The 17346-nt window shown below is 64.6% G+C and carries 19 protein-coding genes; 7 read left to right on the top strand and 12 right to left on the bottom strand.

The window, feature by feature from the left end; translation table 11 throughout:
* Positions 1-163 precede the first annotated feature (163 nt).
* The 5 genes from XI08_RS27500 to XI08_RS27480 all read right to left on the bottom strand — a co-directional run bounded on the left by XI08_RS27500 (position 164) and on the right by XI08_RS27480 (position 4461).
* Complete coding sequence (locus XI08_RS27500; RefSeq protein ID WP_271576766.1) at positions 164-1957, bottom strand: adenylate/guanylate cyclase domain-containing protein; 1794 nt, start codon at positions 1955-1957, stop codon at positions 164-166.
* Between the two features lie 298 nt (positions 1958-2255).
* Entirely contained in the window at positions 2256-2504 is a 249-nt protein-coding gene (locus XI08_RS27495) for a hypothetical protein (protein WP_038970146.1), read from the bottom strand.
* Positions 2501-2650 carry a hypothetical protein gene (locus tag XI08_RS27490; RefSeq protein ID WP_271576765.1) on the bottom strand — a complete coding sequence of 50 codons (150 nt, stop codon included), beginning with the start codon at positions 2648-2650 and terminating at the stop codon, positions 2501-2503. The genes XI08_RS27495 and XI08_RS27490 overlap by 4 nt, the downstream gene beginning before the upstream one ends.
* 21 nt (positions 2651-2671) lie before the next feature.
* Positions 2672-3472, bottom strand: a complete 801-nt coding sequence (locus XI08_RS27485) for a dienelactone hydrolase family protein (RefSeq protein WP_271576764.1) — start codon at positions 3470-3472, stop codon at positions 2672-2674.
* Positions 3473-3498: 26 nt separating this feature from the next.
* On the bottom strand, positions 3499-4461 hold the full coding sequence (locus XI08_RS27480; protein ID WP_271576763.1) for an alpha/beta hydrolase: 963 nt from the start codon (positions 4459-4461) through the stop codon (positions 3499-3501).
* A gap of 120 nt (positions 4462-4581) precedes the next feature.
* Between XI08_RS27480 and XI08_RS27475 the strand changes: the two genes are divergently transcribed.
* Entirely contained in the window at positions 4582-5259 is a 678-nt protein-coding gene (locus XI08_RS27475; protein WP_271576762.1) for a nitroreductase, read from the top strand.
* 404 nt (positions 5260-5663) lie between these two features.
* On the opposite strand, the gene XI08_RS27470 is transcribed toward XI08_RS27475, so the two are convergent.
* From XI08_RS27470 to XI08_RS27460, 3 genes are read right to left on the bottom strand one after another with little or no spacing between them, the layout of a single operon-like run.
* Positions 5664-6788, bottom strand: a complete 1125-nt coding sequence (locus tag XI08_RS27470; protein WP_271576761.1) for an HD-GYP domain-containing protein — start codon at positions 6786-6788, stop codon at positions 5664-5666.
* A 49-nt stretch (positions 6789-6837) separates the two neighbouring features.
* Positions 6838-7170, bottom strand: a complete 333-nt coding sequence (locus tag XI08_RS27465) for a PilZ domain-containing protein (protein ID WP_271576760.1) — start codon at positions 7168-7170, stop codon at positions 6838-6840.
* 3 nt (positions 7171-7173) lie between these two features.
* Positions 7174-8289, bottom strand: a complete 1116-nt coding sequence (locus XI08_RS27460; protein ID WP_271576759.1) for a DUF2336 domain-containing protein — start codon at positions 8287-8289, stop codon at positions 7174-7176.
* Positions 8290-8589: 300 nt separating this feature from the next.
* Here XI08_RS27460 and XI08_RS27455 point away from each other — a divergent pair, with 300 nt between their 5' ends.
* Positions 8590-9537, top strand: a complete 948-nt coding sequence (locus tag XI08_RS27455) for a helix-turn-helix domain-containing protein (protein WP_271576774.1) — start codon at positions 8590-8592, stop codon at positions 9535-9537.
* Positions 9538-9588: 51 nt separating this feature from the next.
* Positions 9589-10179, top strand: a complete 591-nt coding sequence (locus XI08_RS27450; protein ID WP_271576758.1) for an NADPH-dependent FMN reductase — start codon at positions 9589-9591, stop codon at positions 10177-10179.
* Between the two features lie 102 nt (positions 10180-10281).
* Here XI08_RS27450 and XI08_RS27445 read toward each other — a convergent pair whose 3' ends face one another.
* From XI08_RS27445 to XI08_RS27435, 3 genes are all read right to left on the bottom strand, one after another.
* Entirely contained in the window at positions 10282-12363 is a 2082-nt protein-coding gene (locus XI08_RS27445) for a methyl-accepting chemotaxis protein (RefSeq protein WP_271576757.1), read from the bottom strand.
* 122 nt (positions 12364-12485) lie between these two features.
* Positions 12486-12773, bottom strand: coding sequence for a hypothetical protein (locus XI08_RS27440; protein ID WP_271576756.1), 288 nt, complete (start codon positions 12771-12773; stop codon positions 12486-12488).
* Between the two features lie 514 nt (positions 12774-13287).
* Entirely contained in the window at positions 13288-13875 is a 588-nt protein-coding gene (locus XI08_RS27435; protein WP_271576755.1) for a TetR/AcrR family transcriptional regulator, read from the bottom strand.
* A gap of 126 nt (positions 13876-14001) precedes the next feature.
* Here XI08_RS27435 and XI08_RS27430 point away from each other — a divergent pair, with 126 nt between their 5' ends.
* Together XI08_RS27430 and XI08_RS27425 are read left to right on the top strand one after the other, a co-directional pair.
* Positions 14002-14484 (top strand): tautomerase enzyme, encoded by a 483-nt coding sequence (locus tag XI08_RS27430; RefSeq protein WP_271576754.1) that lies wholly within the window; start codon positions 14002-14004, stop codon positions 14482-14484.
* 35 nt (positions 14485-14519) lie between these two features.
* Complete coding sequence (locus XI08_RS27425; protein WP_271576753.1) at positions 14520-15296, top strand: crotonase/enoyl-CoA hydratase family protein; 777 nt, start codon at positions 14520-14522, stop codon at positions 15294-15296.
* Positions 15297-15299: 3 nt separating this feature from the next.
* Here the strand turns inward: XI08_RS27425 and XI08_RS27420 are convergent, their stop codons facing one another.
* A complete protein-coding gene (locus tag XI08_RS27420; RefSeq protein WP_271576752.1) occupies positions 15300-15737 on the bottom strand; it encodes a DUF1810 domain-containing protein in 438 nt (145 codons plus the stop codon).
* Between the two features lie 191 nt (positions 15738-15928).
* Here XI08_RS27420 and XI08_RS27415 point away from each other — a divergent pair, with 191 nt between their 5' ends.
* Complete coding sequence (locus tag XI08_RS27415; protein ID WP_271576773.1) at positions 15929-16879, top strand: DUF2778 domain-containing protein; 951 nt, start codon at positions 15929-15931, stop codon at positions 16877-16879.
* Positions 16880-16945: 66 nt separating this feature from the next.
* Positions 16946-17203 carry a hypothetical protein gene (locus XI08_RS27410; protein WP_027542512.1) on the top strand — a complete coding sequence of 86 codons (258 nt, stop codon included), beginning with the start codon at positions 16946-16948 and terminating at the stop codon, positions 17201-17203.
* Positions 17204-17346: the final 143 nt, after the last annotated feature.

Here is a 17346-nt window from a genome sequence, read left to right as displayed (position 1 = left end):
CCGTGAACCCATAAATCTGCCGGTCGGTCGGCCTGCTAGAGTCCGCTATGCCCCGATAGCGACCAAATTCCGCAGCACGTCGAAATGACGCGATCGGCCAGGAACGGAAGTCGCACTCACTCGATCGACTCGTCGCGACCGGGCGAGCACCTGGCCGTGATGGTCATTCGGGCAGCCCGGCTTGCCGCAATCCTTCCTGGTATCGCGAGAGGTCTTCGGCACGCCGATAAGGGCCACACACGTCTTTGAGAGTGGAAACACGTAGCGCGGGATTCAGTTGCCGCAGCCGAGCCACTGCCTTATGTGCTTCGTCCAGCCGTCCGGCCATTGCGTTGCTCGCGGCGGCGATGCGCAATCCAGGTTGATAGTCCGGCTTGTCCTGCAATGCCATTGCCGCCCACGATGTGGCCTCATCATAGCGGCCCAGGAAGAAATCTGCATGCGCGGTCCCCGCTCGCATCCCGTTCACCCGCGCATCAAGTGGGCTAAAGCGCATGGCACGCGCGAAGCGCTCGATCGCCGCTTCCGGCTCGCCGAGAAAGACTTTTACCCAGCCGCCCGAAAACCATGCCTCGGCCAAATTGGAATTGAGCACAAGCGCGCGATCGATTAAGGCGGCGCCTACCCCGGGATCGCGAACGACATACACTAATGCATACCCGCCGGTGGCGAGCGCTATCGCGTCATCCTTGCCCAACTCAACCGCCCGATGAGCGAGCCTCTTTACTTCGGCAATCTCATTCGGAGTGCCTGAAAACCAGCCATTGGTCTTGGCAATGAGGTAGCAAGAGGCGGCACGACCGTAGGCGGCCGCAAAATCCGGGTCGAGCTCGATCGCGCTGTTGAACAGGCGCAGTGCCTCGTCGTTCGCTTGCCGGCCAGCAAACTGATAAAACTTGGCCAAACCGCGCAAATAGAGGGCATAGGCGTCGAGGCTGTCGGTCGGCTTGCGCTTGGCACGCTCGATTTCGGCCTTTTCTACCGCCGGCGCAATCGCCCCGACAACGCTCTCGGTCACCTGGTCCTGCAGATCGAAGATGTCGCCGAGACCACCATCAAACCGGTCTGCCCAAAGATGTGCCCCAGTGGCGGCATCGACGAGCTGTCCCGTGATGCGTACTCGATTTGCCGCCTTGCGAACACTCCCTTCCAGCACGTAGCGCACCCCAAGCTCGCGCCCGACCACCTTCACGTCGACTGCGCGCCCCTTGTATGTGAAGCTCGAGTTGCGGGCGATGACGAACAGCGCCTTGAAACGAGACAGCGCTGTGATGATTTCCTCCACTACCCCGTCCGCAAAATATTCCTGCTCCGGATCGCCGCTCATGTTCTGGAACGGCAGCACGGCGATGGACGGCTTGTCGGGAAGCGGGAGCGCCTGAGGTTGGCTCACAGCCGAACCTGATTCTACTACGGAAGGGATTTGACCAGTCAGCCGAACCCGCCAGGCCCGTATAGGCTCGGCAATATTTTTGAGGGGCTGCGGTCCCATATCATCGCAGGCAATCTCGACCTTGCCCCGAATCTGCCGATAGGCATCATCGGACATGCAGACGCCGCCCGGTTCGGCGATGCCCTCAAGGCGGACAGCAATGTTGACGCCATCGCCGAAGATGTCGTTGTCATCGAAAATGACGTCACCGACGTGAATGCCGATGCGGAATTCGATCCGCTTGACCTTCGGCACATCGATATTCTGTTCAGCCATACCGCACTGAATTTCGACGGCGCAGCGTACGGCATCCACGACGCTCCCGAACTCAACGAGGGCGCCGTCGCCTGTATTCTTGACGACACGTCCGTGATGCTCAACGATTTTGGAATCGAAAAGCTTCTTTCTAAGAGCTTTCAGTTGCGCCAGCGTGCCTTCTTCGTCGATCCCTATCAAGCGGCAAGAGCCAGCGACATCCGCCGCCAGAATAGCCGCCAGTCGCCGCTCGACGTGCTCACTGCTCAAGATGCACCCCCATGCTCGGGGAAATTGAATGGTTATATAGCAGAAATCGTGAGCCGATGTCCGGCTATGCTCATGCCCGAAAGGGGGCATTCGCGACCGGGTCGAACCGGTTGCAAGTCAAGTGCCGTCATGGCCGGGCTTGTCCCGGCCATCCACGATCATTCACATGCACCGGAAAACGTGGATGCCCGGGCCGTCGCCGCGCCGAAGCGGCTTTGGCCGCGCAGGCGGGACGAGCCCGGGCATGACGAGTTTGTGGAGCGATTGTTCGCTAAGGAAGCAGCGAATTCTCAGCGTCTTACGCGCCGACCTCGCACTTCTTCATGAAGCTGTTCTTGGCGGCACCGGCCAGCGGCTTGCCGTCGGCGCTGACGGCCTTGGGCGTGCAGGCGTCGGCCTTGCACTTCTTCAGGAACGAGGTCTTGGCTGCGCCTGCGAGCGGCTTGCCGTCCTTGCCGACCGCCTTGCTCTCGCAGGTTTCTTGCGCGAAGGCCGATCCCGCTGCAAAGGTCGCGACGATCGCTGCGAGGAAAATCCGCTTCATCATGGGTGTCTCCCTAAACCAGAAATGGCGAGCGGATTGGAGCCGGGAATCGTGGCGCAATCAAGCAGGATCGGCGCCGACGCGTCTTCGTGCGGTTCATTTTTCCAGCGGTCGAGGGCGGCAATGGCCTTGATGCGCGCGTCGTTCATCGCCGCCGGATTCCCGGGCGTCTACTGCCGCCGGGACGAGGGCTCGTCGAAACCGTGGGTTGCCCCGCGATAGGCCGTGACGTCGATCGGGCTTCCGGCCTGCCGCGAGCGGTCGGCGAATTGCTGGCAGGTCTGCGGCGAGACCTCTTCGTCGTCGGCGCCGAGAAACATCGCGATTGGAGCGGCGCTGGAGATGGTCGGCGCGACCTGTGCCTTCCGTCCGCAGCCCGGATAGAACACGAGCGCACCGCGATAACCGGCTGTCTTGTCGCCCTGCCGGATCATCACGTTCAGTGCGGTGCTGCCGCCATTGGACCAGCCCTGGAGGAAGACCTGCCTGCCGATCACGTCGCTGCGCCCGCGCAGATAAGCGAGCGCCCCCTCGGCATCGAGCGGGCGCACGGTCAGTTCGTTGACGTCGGCACGGTCAGGATCGTCGTGGGTGAAGCGGCCGAAGCCGTGCGCCTTGCCGCGCGGGCCAAAACTGTCCGGGAGCAAGGCAAGGTAACCGTGCGCCGACCAATATTCGCCCCACATCCTGTAGCGCTTGGACAGGGTGGTGGCGTCGCAGGGCGAAGCGGTACCGGCGCCGACGGACGTGCAGCCGGAATTGTTGTTGCTGGAGTAGGGGCCGCCGCGGCCATGCAGCATGACGACGGCAGGCCAGGGGCCCGGCGTCGTCGGCTGGAACAGGTAGCCGACGAGCGCGGTGCGGTTGTCGGCGCTGCGAAAATAGACCGTCTGCGGTGCGGCGGAGACGGCCGCGACCGGCGCCAGCGAGGCGACGAAGCCGATGAAGAGACGGACGAGATGAGCTGGCAAATCGGTCGGGCCTGATCGCAACGTGATCACACGCCCCGCACGAGCAGCGCCTTGAAGTCGGCCCGCGCGCGCTGCGCCTCGGCCCTGGCGACGTCCGAGGCGTCGCCCAGGCCGAAATAGCCGTGGATCAGGCCGGGACCCTCATGATGCCTGACCCGGACGCCGGCGGCTTCGAGCGCCCGCGCGTAGGCCGCGCCCTCGTCGCGCAACGGATCGAACCAGGCGGTGGTCACGACCGCGGGTGCGACACCTGCAAGGGATGCAGCGCGCAGCGGTGAGACCCGCCAGTCCTTGGCATGGCCGGGTTCGGCGAGATAATGGCCGCAAAACCATTCCATCGTGGCGCGCGTGAGGAAATAGCCGTCGGCATTCTCCGCGCGCGAGGGATAGCGCGCGTTCTCGCGCGCATCGGCGTAAGCGCCGAGGACGTCGGTCACGGGATAGACCAGGAGCTGCGCGGCGAGCTTGATGCCGGCGTCGCGGCAGGCGATCGCGGTGGCGGCCGCGAGATTGCCGCCGGCGCTGTCGCCGGCAACGCCGAGGCGTTTTGCGACGCCGCCAAATTCCGCGACGCGGTTGAAGATGTCACTCACCGCGGCGAAGGCATCCTCGAAGGCGCCGGGAAAGCGCATCTCCGGCGGGCGACGATAGTCGACGGAGACGACGACCGCACCGGTCTCGATCGCAAGGTTGCGCGCCTGCCGGTCATGGGTCTCGATGTCGCCCGCGACCCAGCCGCCGCCGTGAAAAAACACCACGGTCGGCGCGGGATCGGTGCCGATCCGGTACACGCGTGCATCGAGCGGGCCGGCGCCGCCTTTGACCTTGATATCCTGCACGGTCTCGACCGGCGGCGGCGGTACGGCCGCGCGCGCGGCAGCCAGTGCGCGCAAGGAATCGCGGGCGCTCTGTGGCGTCATCGTGGTGGGATCGCGCAGCGGCAGCAGCGGAATGATCTGAGCGATGACGGGATCGAGCGGTGCGGCCATTTGCGGGTCCTCACGGGATTCTTGCCAGGGTTCTTGGTCTTGCTTGCGGCTTAGCATAGATTTCGCGCGCCGCATCGGCAACGGCAATGCCGCGGAATGAACGGGCAGGGAGGTCTCGAGTTGGAATTCGAAGCGTTGGTCCAGTCGCGCCGCAGCGTGCGCGGCTTCAAGAACAAGCCGGTGAAGCGTGCGGTGATCGAAGCGATCATCGAGAGTGCCAAGCGCGCGCCGTCGTCGATGAACACGCAGCCCTGGCACGTCCACGTGCTGACAGGCCGTCCGCTGGAAGAGGTGCGCCGCCGCAACATGGAAGAGATGATCGCCGGCGCCAGGGTCAAGCGCGACATCATCAGCCATGGCGAGTACCAGGGCGTGCATCGCACGCGGCAGGTCGACATCGCCAAGAAACTGTTCGGCGCGATGGGGATCGCGCGTGACGACAAGCCGATGCGCCAGGACTGGGTGCTGCGCGGCTTCCGCCAGTTCGACGCGCCGGTCTCGCTGGTCCTGACCTATGACCGCGTGCTCGATCCCGGCGCAGTCTGCCATTTCGATCTCGGCGCGCTCTGCTACGGCATCGTGCTCGCAGCCTGGGACCGCGGCCTCGGTTCGGTGATCAACGGGCAGGGCATCATGCGCTCCGATATCGTACGCGAGGTTGCCGGAATCCCCGAAGACGAGGTGATCATGACCTGCGTCGCGATGGGTTATCCCGACGGCGGCTTTGCCGCCAACGCGGTGCGCTCGGATCGCGAGCACAACGACGATTTCGTGCGTTATGTCGGCTTTGCCGACTAGCGCGAGAAGTCACTGACGCGGAGAGCTGACTGTGGCGGCGGGGAGGAGAATATTTTTTGATGCCGAGCCATTAGTGGCTCTTGCAATCTCGAACGCACGGGAGGAACAATACGCGCAGTGAAAGGTTTGTTGCTGGCGCGAGGGAATTGACATGCGGCGGCTGGCTAGCCTGGTTCGACGGTTCTTCGGTCCGCGACCGAGGTACCCGATCGATGACGATCCAAATCTTCCCTTCACATCCGATGAGTTCGGCAAGCTGATCCGCAGCGGCAGACGCGAGGACATGAAGCTGCTTGCGGAAGGACTGGCTTCCCGGTCGATTCCGTATCGCGCCAAATACCGGGCCACGCACTAAGCGCGGTTCGTAACGAGGTCCTCGCTGCGGGATCGCCCCGCCTGCGCGGTCATCGCGTGAGCGCAACCTGCTTGAACGAGGTTACAAGGGCCTTCTCCAGCTTTCCGGTCATCCCGCAAAGGATGTTGTAAGCCTCGGTGCGCGGCATTGTCGGCTTGTAGTGCCGGTGCTCGATCAGCGCGGCGAAGATGTCCGAGATCGTCAGAATGCGGACGACGTCATTGATGCTCTCGCTGCACAGCGCGTCGGGATAACCGCTCCCGTCGAGATATTCGTGGTGATGCCGCACGGCATCGAGAATCTCGGGCGATATCTTCTCGTGGCTCTTGAGAAATTCGTAGCCGGCAACCGGATGGGTCTCGATCATGGCGCGCTCCTCGGCGTCGAGGCGGCCGGGCTTGTCCAGGATCGCAAGGGGAATCTGGGCCTTGCCGATGTCGTGGAACATGGCCGCCGAATACAGGCGCTCCAGGTCGGCTCGCCCGACGCCGAGGCTCAGCCCGAAGTCGATCGCAACGCCGGTCACCAGCAGGCAATGCTGGTAGGTTCCCTCGTGATGGCGCCGCACCGTCGTGAGCCATTCGGACAGACCGTGTTCGCTGATGCGATCGGCAATCTTGCGGCCGACCTCTTTTGTGCCGTTGACATCAAGGGGCTCGCCGAGCGTGACGGCCGTGAACATCGATGCGATGGCGGTCGCCGCGGCTTCCACGGCGTTGTCCGGCTGCGGGGTGTCGCTCGATAAGGCCGCAGAGGCCGGTTCGGCCGGGTCAGCCAGCGCCGTCAGCAGATTGATCTTGTTGATCGTCCCGGGAAGAACGAGCGTGGCGCCCAGCGCGTAGGCCTGCGAGATACTCACGTGAGCGGAGTGCTCGACGAGGAAGACACGTTTCGTGGCCCTCGCCAGCTTGGCGGCCCGCTTCTTGATGGCCGCGATGTTGCAGACGTCACGCAGCTCCGCGCGAATGACGTATGCGAATGGCACTTGCGACAGCTTGGCTTCCGCATCGAGCCGTTCACCGGCGACGGTAAACTGCTGTTCGAGGATCGAGCAGACGCTTGCCAATTTGTCGGAGGAATCGGCCAGCACATGCACGAAGGGGCGAGCCGCTTCCGCCTTTCGGATGCCGCCGTCGCCTTTGACGGGGCTGGATATGGTTCGGGCACTCTGCACGGCGGACCGGGACTATGATGACATTGAATGAGCTGATGAATTCGGGAGCCTATTTGCTCGGAATGGAGTTTGGCGCAGCAGCAGCTTTTGCGCTCGCCGGCTTCTTCTTGCCGTCTGCGGTGATGAAGTGCACGCCGGCCATGGTGCCGTCGATCCACACCAGTTCGCAGCGGCGGTAGGCGAGACCCGTCGACGACAGCAGCAGGAAGAATTCCTTGGCCTGGAGGACGTCGAGCGTGCCTTCGACCTCGATCTTGGCGCCACTCTGCGACACGTCGAGCAGGACGCAGCTGCGTCGCCACGTGCCGTCCGAGCCCATCAGATTGACAGCCTGCTTGTGATCCATCCGTACGCGAAGCGCCTTGCGACCGTCGAACCTCATCGGTTACCCCCCGTTTTTGTGCCGCCCCGGATCGCTTGTGTTGGCACTCGCTGCAATTTCCCCCCAGCGCACTGTCCATTGGCTGGTCGACAATAGAAGCGTGTCGAAAATCTGCTGCGCTCGTTCGCGCTCGGCAAAGGAGAGACGTGCACCGCCGCGGTTGCTGAGGATCGCGAGCGTGGTCTGCCAGTTCAGGCGCGACGCCCGGCAGGCCATGACCAGGCCCTCACAGTCGGCATCGGTCATCACGTGCTCGATGATCTCGATCGGGACCGCGGAAAGCACCGACAATGCCGTGAAGAGGTTGGCCATCTCACCGCGGATCGCGAAGCGGTTCACTGTGGAGTCGTTGAGCTTGCCGACGCGGCTGAGTGCGACGATCTCGGGCCTTGCGTTCGCATAGTCGGTCGAGCAAGGCCGTTTTGGTACGATTCGAGCGGGTATTGGGCTCGAGGCGGCGTCTTGCGCCGGCGGCACGGAGGAAGCGTTGGGCTTGGCCGGCGCATTCTCACCGGATGGAGCAGCGAGCAACTTGCGCAAGACGACGTCGGGTGTGCCCGGCCTGAGCGCCAGCGTCTTCGTGATCTCGCTATCCGCCGCGCTCTTCTCAATGAGCCCGGCATAGGCCGCACCGGAGAATCTCGTTCCAGGGTTCTTGATCAGCGCAAGGTAGATCGCGCGGCCACCGCGCCTGACCAGTGCCTCGGCTACGGCCGCTTCGACTTTGTCTCGGGTCGCAATCGCAAGCTGGTGCCTTTCGCCGCAGGACCTCGCCACCGCTTCAAGGTCGAGCGCGGACAATGCCTGCGATTTGAGCAGGATCGGGCACGCCACCTCCGGATCGTCGTGCGAAGCCAGGTGCCGCAATGTGTCCTGCGGTGCAACATTGAATTCAGCAAGTGCCTTGCTGAGCTGGACGAGCGCGCTGGAAGTGACTCTCTCAGCCAGGCGCAGGAGGATGCTGTCGACTACGTTGACGAGCTTTTCATGGGCCCTGTCGTGCCTGCTAGTGAGAAGTTGCACAATGTCGGAGAGGATACGCGCGCAGCGCTCCGGCGGGCTCGCTGCGACCGCTTCTTCCAATTCGACAAGAATATCAGCAGGCGAATTTGCCATCATGGCAGGAGCCTGAAATTCAAATGACTTCAACTATTCAACGAGTTTCATTGCGCCTCATAGTTGTTAATTTGGACTTACGCACGTAATCTCTCGGGTATCGCCGCACCGTCGTCTTCACTGGAAACGCTATCGAAATTTGGCAGGGCGGGAACCGTCACTTGTCCTTTGAATTGGACCATCGCCAACTGATCGAGAGGGGATAGGATGATTCTTTCGATCTAACGGGCAACCGAAAGGGGGGAATCAGACCGGTACTGTCGCCGGATGCGCGTCGTTTCGCGACGCTGCTTTTCATTTGCCATGACCAATATTGATGATGCGCCTGGGCTGGCGCCAAAGATATTCCGCTTTACAGACGTGGATGAGTTTCGCAACGCGATCCGCGGTCTGAATTTCGAGTTCACGCCGTTCGTGCGAACGATTGCGGCCGAGCAGATCATTTTGCAACTGCCCGGCTGCGACGTTAACGTGACGCGGTCGTTTCCGCGCGTCGTGGATGCGCAGCTCATCGCGGATTGCACGGCGGTTGGTTTTGCGATGGACGACCTTGAAGTTCCCATTCGCTTCAACGGCGCACAACGCGACCGCGCGGTCATCGTCATCGGCGGCAGCGGTGCGGCCTACAACACCATTGAGGAAGTGGAGCGGCAAATCGCCTCGGTCATCTTCCGACCAGAGGTCACGGACCGCGGCTGGCCCGAGACGCACTCCTGCTTCAAGATTTTCGAGACGAGCACGCCGGCGCTGCACTGGCTACGGAAAGTTGTCAGGGAGGTGGTGGCCGCCGCGTCCGAGCCCATCGATCCCGCCGATGTGCCGCTGAAGGCCGCGGCGATGAAGGAGTCCTTGTTCGGGGCAGTCGATGCCGCGTTCGCCGATTTGGTTCCTGCGCGATGGACGGTGCGACCGAACGACGGGCGGCAGTTCAAGACATTTCAGGAAATCCGCGCGCTGTTGTCCGGCGATCTCTCACAGCCCATCTACAGCGAGGAGATCGCGCACAAGCTCGGCCTTTCCGTCCGCACGTTGCATGATGTCGTCCGCCGCTATCGCGGCATGAGCCTGCACCGCTATTTACGCCTGCGCCGGCTGTGGCTGGTGCGCAGGCGGCTGCTCGCGGGAGCCGACAGCGTCAAGGCCGTGGCGCTGGCGTTCGGCTTCTGGCATCTCAGCGACTTCTCCAAGAGCTATCGCGACCAGTTCGGCGAGACGCCGTCGCAAACGCTGGAGCGTGGGCGAAGGGCGTAGCGAGACAATCGGATTGGGTCCGTTCCGTCATTTCGTGCTAGCCTGCCCGCCATGAGCAATCGCATCCTCGTCCTCTACGGTTCCTACCGTTCCGACCGCATGGGCATCCGCCTTGCGAATTTCGTCATCAATCGCCTGCGCGAGCGCGGCGAGGATGTCCAGTTCATCGACGCCAAGGCGATCGGCCTGCCGATGCTCGACCGCATGTACAAGGAATATCCCAAGGGCGCCGCGCCCGAGGCGCTGGAGAAGCTGGCCGGGCAGATCCGCGGCGCCGACGGTTTTGTCTTCGTCACCGGGGAATACAATTGGGGCATTCAGCCCGGATTGAAGAACCTCACCGACCATTTCCTCGAAGAATGGTTCTGGCGTCCGGCCGCGATCGTGAGCTATTCCGCCGGCCGCCTGTCCGGCGCGCGCGCGGCGACCGCCTGGCACGGCACGCTGTCGGAGATGGGCATGGTGGTGGTGTCGAGCACCATCGGTGTCGGCCCGATCGCGCAGACGCTGTCGGCGGACGCCGAGCCGATCGGCGAGGGCGGCAAGGCGCTGGAGCGTTCGTTCCCGCGCTTTGCCGACGACCTTGCATGGTGGATCGAGGCGGCCAAGGCGCAGCGGGCGCGCAAGGCGCCGCCTTACTGATATCCCTCACCGCGAAGACGTGCCGTATATCGTACGTCAACGGCACCGTCCCGGATGACGCTTCGCTCCATCCGGGCTACGAATCTGCGTGCCGTCCGGAGCCTAGGCGGCCCTGACCTCGCCGAGAAAGCGGTCGAACTGTCCGGCGAGATCGCGCGACTGGGTCGAGAGCTGCTCGGCCGCGCCCAGCACCTCCCTGGCGGCCGCTCCAGCGTCGTCGGCGGCGCGCTGCACGCCTGAAATGTTGGTGTTGACCTCCTGGGTGCCGCGGGCGGCCTCCTGGACGCTTCGGGCGATCTCCTTGGTCGCCGAGCCCTGTTCCTCGATCGCCGCGGCAATCGCGGTGCCGATCTGGTCGATCTCGCCGATGACGTCGGCGACGTTGCGGATCGCAGCCACGGTCTCGTCGCTCGCGGACTGGATCGCCGCGATCTGCTCGGAGATTTCGGTCGTGGCCTTGGCGGTCTGGCCGGCCAGCGATTTCACTTCAGACGCGACCACGGCAAAGCCGCGGCCGGCGTCGCCGGCGCGGGCGGCTTCGATGGTCGCGTTCAGCGCCAAGAGATTGGTCTGCTCCGCGATGCTCTGGATCAGGGTGACGACGTCGCCGATCTTCTGCGCGCCCTCGGCGAGCGCCCGTGCCGTGTCGCCGGTGCGGCGGGCATTGTCGACGGCGCGGGCCGCGATCTCGGTGCTTTGTGCGACCTGACGGCCGATCTCGGAGATCGAGGAGGTCAGCTCTTCGGTGGCGCTGGCGACCGTCTGCACGTTGGTCGAGGTCTGCTGCGAGGCGGCGGCGACGACCGCGGCCTGGCTGTTGGTCTGGGCCGCCGTCGAGGTCATCGACTGCGCCGTGCTCTCCATGGTGGAGGAGGCCCGGGACAGGCCGCCGACGAGCTCGGTGATCTTGGCCTCGAAGGCGCGGGTGAGCTCGTCGAGTGCGTGGGCGCGGCGCATCTTGCCGTCGTTCTCGGCCTGCTTCTCGGCCGCGAGCCGGTCGGCCCTGATCATGTTGTCCTTGAACACCTGGACGGCCGCGGCCATCGCCCCGATCTCGTCGGAGCGCTCGGCGCCCGGGATCTCCTCGGCAACGTCGCCATCGGCCAGCCGCGACATCCGCGTGGTGAGGTCGACGATCGGCGCGCAGACGCGGCGGCGGACCGTCACGACGAGGCCGACGCTCGCGATCAGCACGGCGGCAAGGCCGAGGAGCGCGATGGTGAAGCTGGTGCGCGCGGCTGCCGAAGCGCCGGCGAGGATCTGCTCGGCATTGTCGTAGAACGCGTCGCGGACCTCGATGATGGTGCTGAGGCCGCGCTGCGTGGCGGCGTAATAGGTGTCCATGTCGTGTTCGTACTTGCCGCTGACCGCGCCATCCTTGACCAGCTTGAGCTCGCGGCCGAACTCCTCGATATAGACCGCGTTGAATTTCTCCAGGGCAGCGGCGACGTTCGCCGGAGTTGCCGGGTTGCCGCGCAATTCGAGCAGCGCCATCACGATCTGGTCGTTGCGGCCCTGCGAGCGGCTGATCTCGGCCTTCTCGGCGTCCGTCGCCGGTTTCTTGCCCCCGACGAGGTTCTTGTGCAGGCTGGAGTTGAAGCCGCCGACGTCGCGCAGCGTCATCGCGATATTGGCGTAGCTGGCCTGCCGGTAGGCGTCGCCGTTGAGGATCGCCATGCGGCGGACCTGCTCGTTGAGCAGCGCGGTCACGGCGCCGTTGAGCACGGCGTTGTCGGCGACGATCTTCTTGGCGGCGTCCTTGCGCGCCTCCGCAGGTCCCGCGAGCGCCTTGTCGATGGCTTCGCGCAGCGCGGTGAATTTCGAATTGATGCCGTCGATGTTGTTGCCGGTGGTGGCGCCGTCGTCGAACGGGCCGGGCAACTCCTTGCGTAGCGCATTCATCCGGTCGCGGGCGCCATCGGTCTGCTTGCGCAGCTTGTCCTGCTCGGCGAGCAGCGCAGGGTCGATGCTCGCCGGCCCATAGAGGATGTTGGTCGAAAAGCCGCGCTCGGGGTTGAGATAGCGCGGGATGTCGCTGGCAGCGCGGACGATCGCGAGCCGCCCCTGTGCCTCGGTGATCCGCTCCATCGTCTGGTATTTCGTCACGGCGACGTAGACCGCGAGGCCGCCGCCCACGGTCGAGAGCGAGACGATGGCGGTGGTCAGGAGCGTTCCGATTTTCATGATCTGTCCGGCAATTGGCGCGGGAGAATGATTTTGCACGGAAGATAGGCAGCCGGTGTTAATCCCGGGTTTACGATGCCGGCCGGCATGCTTCACGCGCCCGCGTCCGTTGGGCGACGCTCCTAGGCGTAGGTCGCGCTGACAGTTCCCAGAGGACCGAAATCGGCGACGTAAGTCTCCCCCGCCTTCGGCCGCAGCATGCCCGTCAGCGTGCCCGTGCTGATGGTTTGGCCGGCCTTGAGACCGATGCCGGTCCGTGACAGCTCGTTGGCGAGCCAGGTGAGCGGCACCAGCGGATGGTCGATCGCCTCCGCAGCGCTGCCGCGGCGCCTTTCGGCACCATTGCAATTGAGAATGACGTCCTGATTGGCGATGTCGCGATTGCGCCAGTCGGCGATGGACTTCTCCAAGCACGATCGTTCCCGATCCGGAGCCGTCGGCCATGATGGCGGGCATCGGCGGAAACGCCGCGTCATGAACGAAGCGGCACTCCGCGAGCTCGATGCCGGGATGCAGCGAGGCAACGGCATCGCCGATCTCGTCCACAGTATAGGGCTTTGCACGCGGCGGCAGGTCGGCACCGAGCCGCGCCTGGTACTCGACTTCCGGAATCGGGCTGCATTGCCTGGCGTGCTCGACGTTTGCGGGCGAGGCCTTGATCAGGGGTGCGAACACTCGCCCGTAGATCGGCGAGGAGATGCGAAGCTGGCGCTGGAGCCCCGCCTTCATGCCGGCGATCTTCCAGCCGACGACGTCCCAGCCCAATTCCTCTTCCACCATCTGCGCGACACGATACGCCGTGTCCGCATCCGGCGGCACCAGCCGCTCTTCGAGTCCGCTTCGTTGCCGGCCCTCGCGGCGCAAATCGGCCAGATGGCGGGCGAGCTCGCGCTGTCGGGACAAATCCATCACTATGTCTCCATCCTATCCGGCCGTGCGGGCGAGGGCGGCGGAGAGGACCATCTCCAGCTCCCCTTGAACCTGATCGAGCGCATCCGCGCTGCGGCTCGCACGGCACATCGCGACCGTGCCTTCGATCGAGGCGACGACGAGCGTTGCAAGCCGCTCCGCCCGTTCCGCAGCCAACCCTTCGCGCAGCAAGGCTGCGCGCATGATCTGGCGCCAATCGGTGAACACGCCATCGGCGAGGTCGAGCAGGTGCTGCTGCGCCGCCGCGTCGTCCTTGTCGCTGGGCTCGCCGACATAGCGGTCGACGGCGACGGCGAGCACGGGGCAGCCGGCCTCGAAGCCCGTTGCTTCCAACCGGTGGCGCCACGATGCGACGAAAGTCTTGAGACCGCCGATCACGCCGCGTTCGCTCATGGCTCTTTCCAGGGGGATGGATACTTGCCGGCCGGCGAAGGTCACGGCTTCGGTGATCAATTGCCGCTTGCCGTCGGGAAAGTGGTGGCTGATCGAGCCGCGCGGTGTCGCCGTGTGACGGACGACGTCGCGCATGCTGGTGGCGTTGACGCCGCGGCGGCTCATCAGGTCGGCGGCGCCGGCGATCATCTTGTCGCGTGTGGTGGCGGTCATCGGGGTCCCACGATTGGCTGCCCCCATCTAGACTATGACGCTTGACATAGGCAAGTTGTCCTGAAATATGACGAGTGTCATATTTGTGAGAGAGGTGCCAGTTTGACCATCATCACCGTGGCCGCACCGGCCGGACGGCTCGGCCTGCCGCAGCGCCGGCTTCTCGCGGAAAGCCTGACCGACGCCGTGCTTGTGCCGGAAGTCGGTCAGCACGCGCCGGCGGCGCGGATGGGTTTTCAGGTGCACTTCCACGACCTGCCGCCCGATTGCATGGCGATCGACGGCCGGTTGCTGTCCGATCAGGACACGCCGCGCGACATTATCACCGTCAATATTGCGGTGATGGACGCTGCCTGGCCCGCCGAGGTGCGGGCCGAGGTGATCCGCAACGTGCTGGCGCGGCTTGCGGAGGCCTGCGGCATGCCGGCGCCGTCGCCGACCTGGTGGGTCAATTTCGAGATCATCGACGAGGGAAGCTGGGGATCGCGCGGTGGCGTGCTCTCGATCCTCCAGCTTCTGGACTCCGGCGTGTTCACGCCGGCGCGGATCGAGGCGATCCGTGCGGCGATTCAGTTGCCGGCCTGACTTCCTGCCAACACCAACGATCCGGAGAGAAACACATGAGCGAAGGTCAGATCCGCACCGAGGTGTACGGCCACGTCTTCAAGGTCATCATCGACAACGCCGCGAAGAAGAACGCGTTCACCCCGGTGATGATGGAGCAATTGTCCGATGCGCTGACCGAGCTGCACGACAACGAGGCCTATCGTGTCGGCGTGATCTGCGCCGAGGGCAGGGACTTCACCGCCGGTCTCGACATGCCGAAATTCTTCGGTCCCACCGCGGAGAAGCGCAACATCAAGGACGGCAATGTCGATCCGTTCGGGCTTAACAAGCGCTGCCGCAAGCCGATCGTGACCGCCGTGCAGGGCATCGTCTTCACGATCGGCATCGAGTTGATGCTCGCCGGCGACATCGTGGTTGCGGCCGACGATTCACGCTTCTGCCAGATGGAGGCCAAGCGCGGCATCGCGCCGCTGGGCGGTGCGCATTTCCGCTTCCTGTCGCGCGCCGGCTGGGGCGATGCGATGTACCACCTGTTCCTTTGCGATGAGTTTTCGGCGCAGCGCGCGCATGCGATCGGCCTCGTCCAGGAGGTCGTGCCGCCGGGCGAGCAGATCGAGCGGGCGATGGCGCTCGCCGCCATCATCGCGCGCAATGCGCCGCTCGGCATCCAGGTCACCAAGGAAGCGGCGGCCAAATATGTCGAAGGCGGCGAGGCGGCGGCGATCGCCTACATCCCGAAAATCCGCGACCGCGTGCTCGGCAGCGCCGACGCCAAAGAGGGCATTCAGTCCTTCATCGAGCGTCGCGCTGCCGTCTTTCAGGGCCGCTGATCGCTACGCCGGCGGATCGAGCTGCGACAGGATCTCCAGCGTCGCTCCGTCGCGCTCGCCTGCGAAGTACCGGGCGAGCGCCTCGCCGAAAATGGGATCGTCCGACACCGCGCCGAACAGCGTCATCGAGGAGCGGAATTTGGCGTCATCAGACGCGCCGAGGATCGCGTTGATGGTCCGTCCCTGGACGGCGAGCACGAGCCTGGTGCACTCGATCAGGCGCGGGCCAAGGACGGGGTGGGCGAGGTAGGCTTCGGCCTCCGCGCGCGAGCCGATGGCGTAGCGCTGCGCCATGGCGCTGAAGCCGAGGCCGGCAACCTGCGGGAAGACGAACCACATCCAGTGGCTCTGCTTCCGGCCCCGGGACAGCTCCCCGGTCACGGTGGGATAGACCGGGTTTTGGGCCTGAACGAACCGGTCCAGATCGAAAGGAGAGGTCATTGGATACCTTTTTGGGGCGCCTCGCCGGCCGTGATTATGCCTAACTTTTGGCTCCCAATGTGGTAGCTGGTATAGAGTCTCCGGGTGGGGGTGGGTCCCCCGGGGGTCGATTTGGGGATCTGATGGTTTCCGACACCGCAAGAGCCGAGAGGCTGTTGTCACGCCGCCGTATCGGGCGGGCCGAGACGCTATTGCTGTCTCTGGCCGCCGTTGCGCTGTCGCTCGGTGCTGCCGCCTGGGTTGCCGACATGGGCGATTCGACCCCGCTGGTTTCCGCCGCGCTGCCGCCGGCCAACGCCCCTTCGTTCGAGGACCGTTTCGCTTCGGCATCTGGCAGCCAGGCCGCCCGCGAGCTCGGCCTGCGGACGCTGGAGCGCTCCGCCCTGAATGCGGTCCAGCTCAAGCTGCGCGATGCCAAGGCGATGCTGGCCCAGAGACTCCAGGGCGACGACTGGCGCTCGATCCTGACCGAGGATGACCGGCCGCCGGTTGACGAGCGGCAGCCCTCGCAGCGCGCCGACGCGGTCCCGATGCCGCGTTCGCGGCCGGTGCAGGCGGACTTCTCGGCCCAGATCGCGTCCAGCCAGGCCTTTGCCGACACCAGCCCCAAGGTCGACAACCGCAACTTCTTCGAAAAATTCACCGACAAGATCAAGCTGGCCTCGCTGACGCCCGACAGCGGCCTGCTCGGCAGGGCGCCGGATCTTGCCGCCCTCGGCTACGATTCGCGCACGGCGGTCTACGACATCTCGGCCAAGGCGCTTTACCTGCCGAGCGGCGTCGCGCTGGAAGCGCATTCGGGCATGGGCCCGCTGATGGACGATCCACAGCATGTTGACCAGCGTATGGTGGGCGCGACCCCGCCGGCGACCTACGATCTGAAGCCGCGCGAAAAACTGTTCCATGGTGTCCGGGCGCTCCGCCTGACACCGACTGAGGGCACCAGCGCGCTCGGCCGCGTCGGCCTTCTCACCCACAACTACATGCTCGGGCCGCGCGGCGATTCGAACGGCTGCGTCTCGATCAAGGACTATGAGCGCTTCCTCAAGGCCTACGACAATGGCGAGTTCAACCGCCTGGTCGTGGTGCCGAGCCTGAGAGGATCGGCGACCGCCTCGCAGCGCGCCAGCACCGATTCCTGATATTTGCCTGCCGCGGCGGGGCTGCCATTTCCCCTTCGTTAAGCCGTCCTCGTCCAGAAGCAGCCCATGAGTGATCCCCAGAATTCCGAGACCCCGCTGCGTACGACGTTCAAGATCAAGCTGAACGGCGACACGCTGGCGATCGCGACGGTCGGCCAGGCCTATCAATTCCTCACCAACTTCAAGTCGGTCGAGTGGATGGAATTCCGCTCGCTTCATGAGGAAGCCATCGCGGCCCTGGAAGGCGCCGCCGGCAACGCCATGCTCGCGGTGCAGGCGACCAACGCCGTGCGGGTGCTGTTCGTCAGCGCCAAGCTGCTTTAAGGCGGCACTTCGTAGCCCGGATGGAGCGAAGCGCAATCCGGGACAGACCAAACCACACCGTACGACCTTCCGTGTGGCACGAACCCCGGATTACGCTGCGCTCTATCCGGGCTGCAGGCCTTCCCCTCACGGCTTGAACTCGG

This window comes from Bradyrhizobium sp. CCBAU 11361 (assembly GCF_028128935.1).
In the GTDB taxonomy this organism is placed as follows: domain Bacteria; phylum Pseudomonadota; class Alphaproteobacteria; order Rhizobiales; family Xanthobacteraceae; genus Bradyrhizobium; species Bradyrhizobium niftali.
Note: the sequence above shows the minus strand (reverse complement) of the source record. Positions and strands in the feature narration are given on the sequence as shown.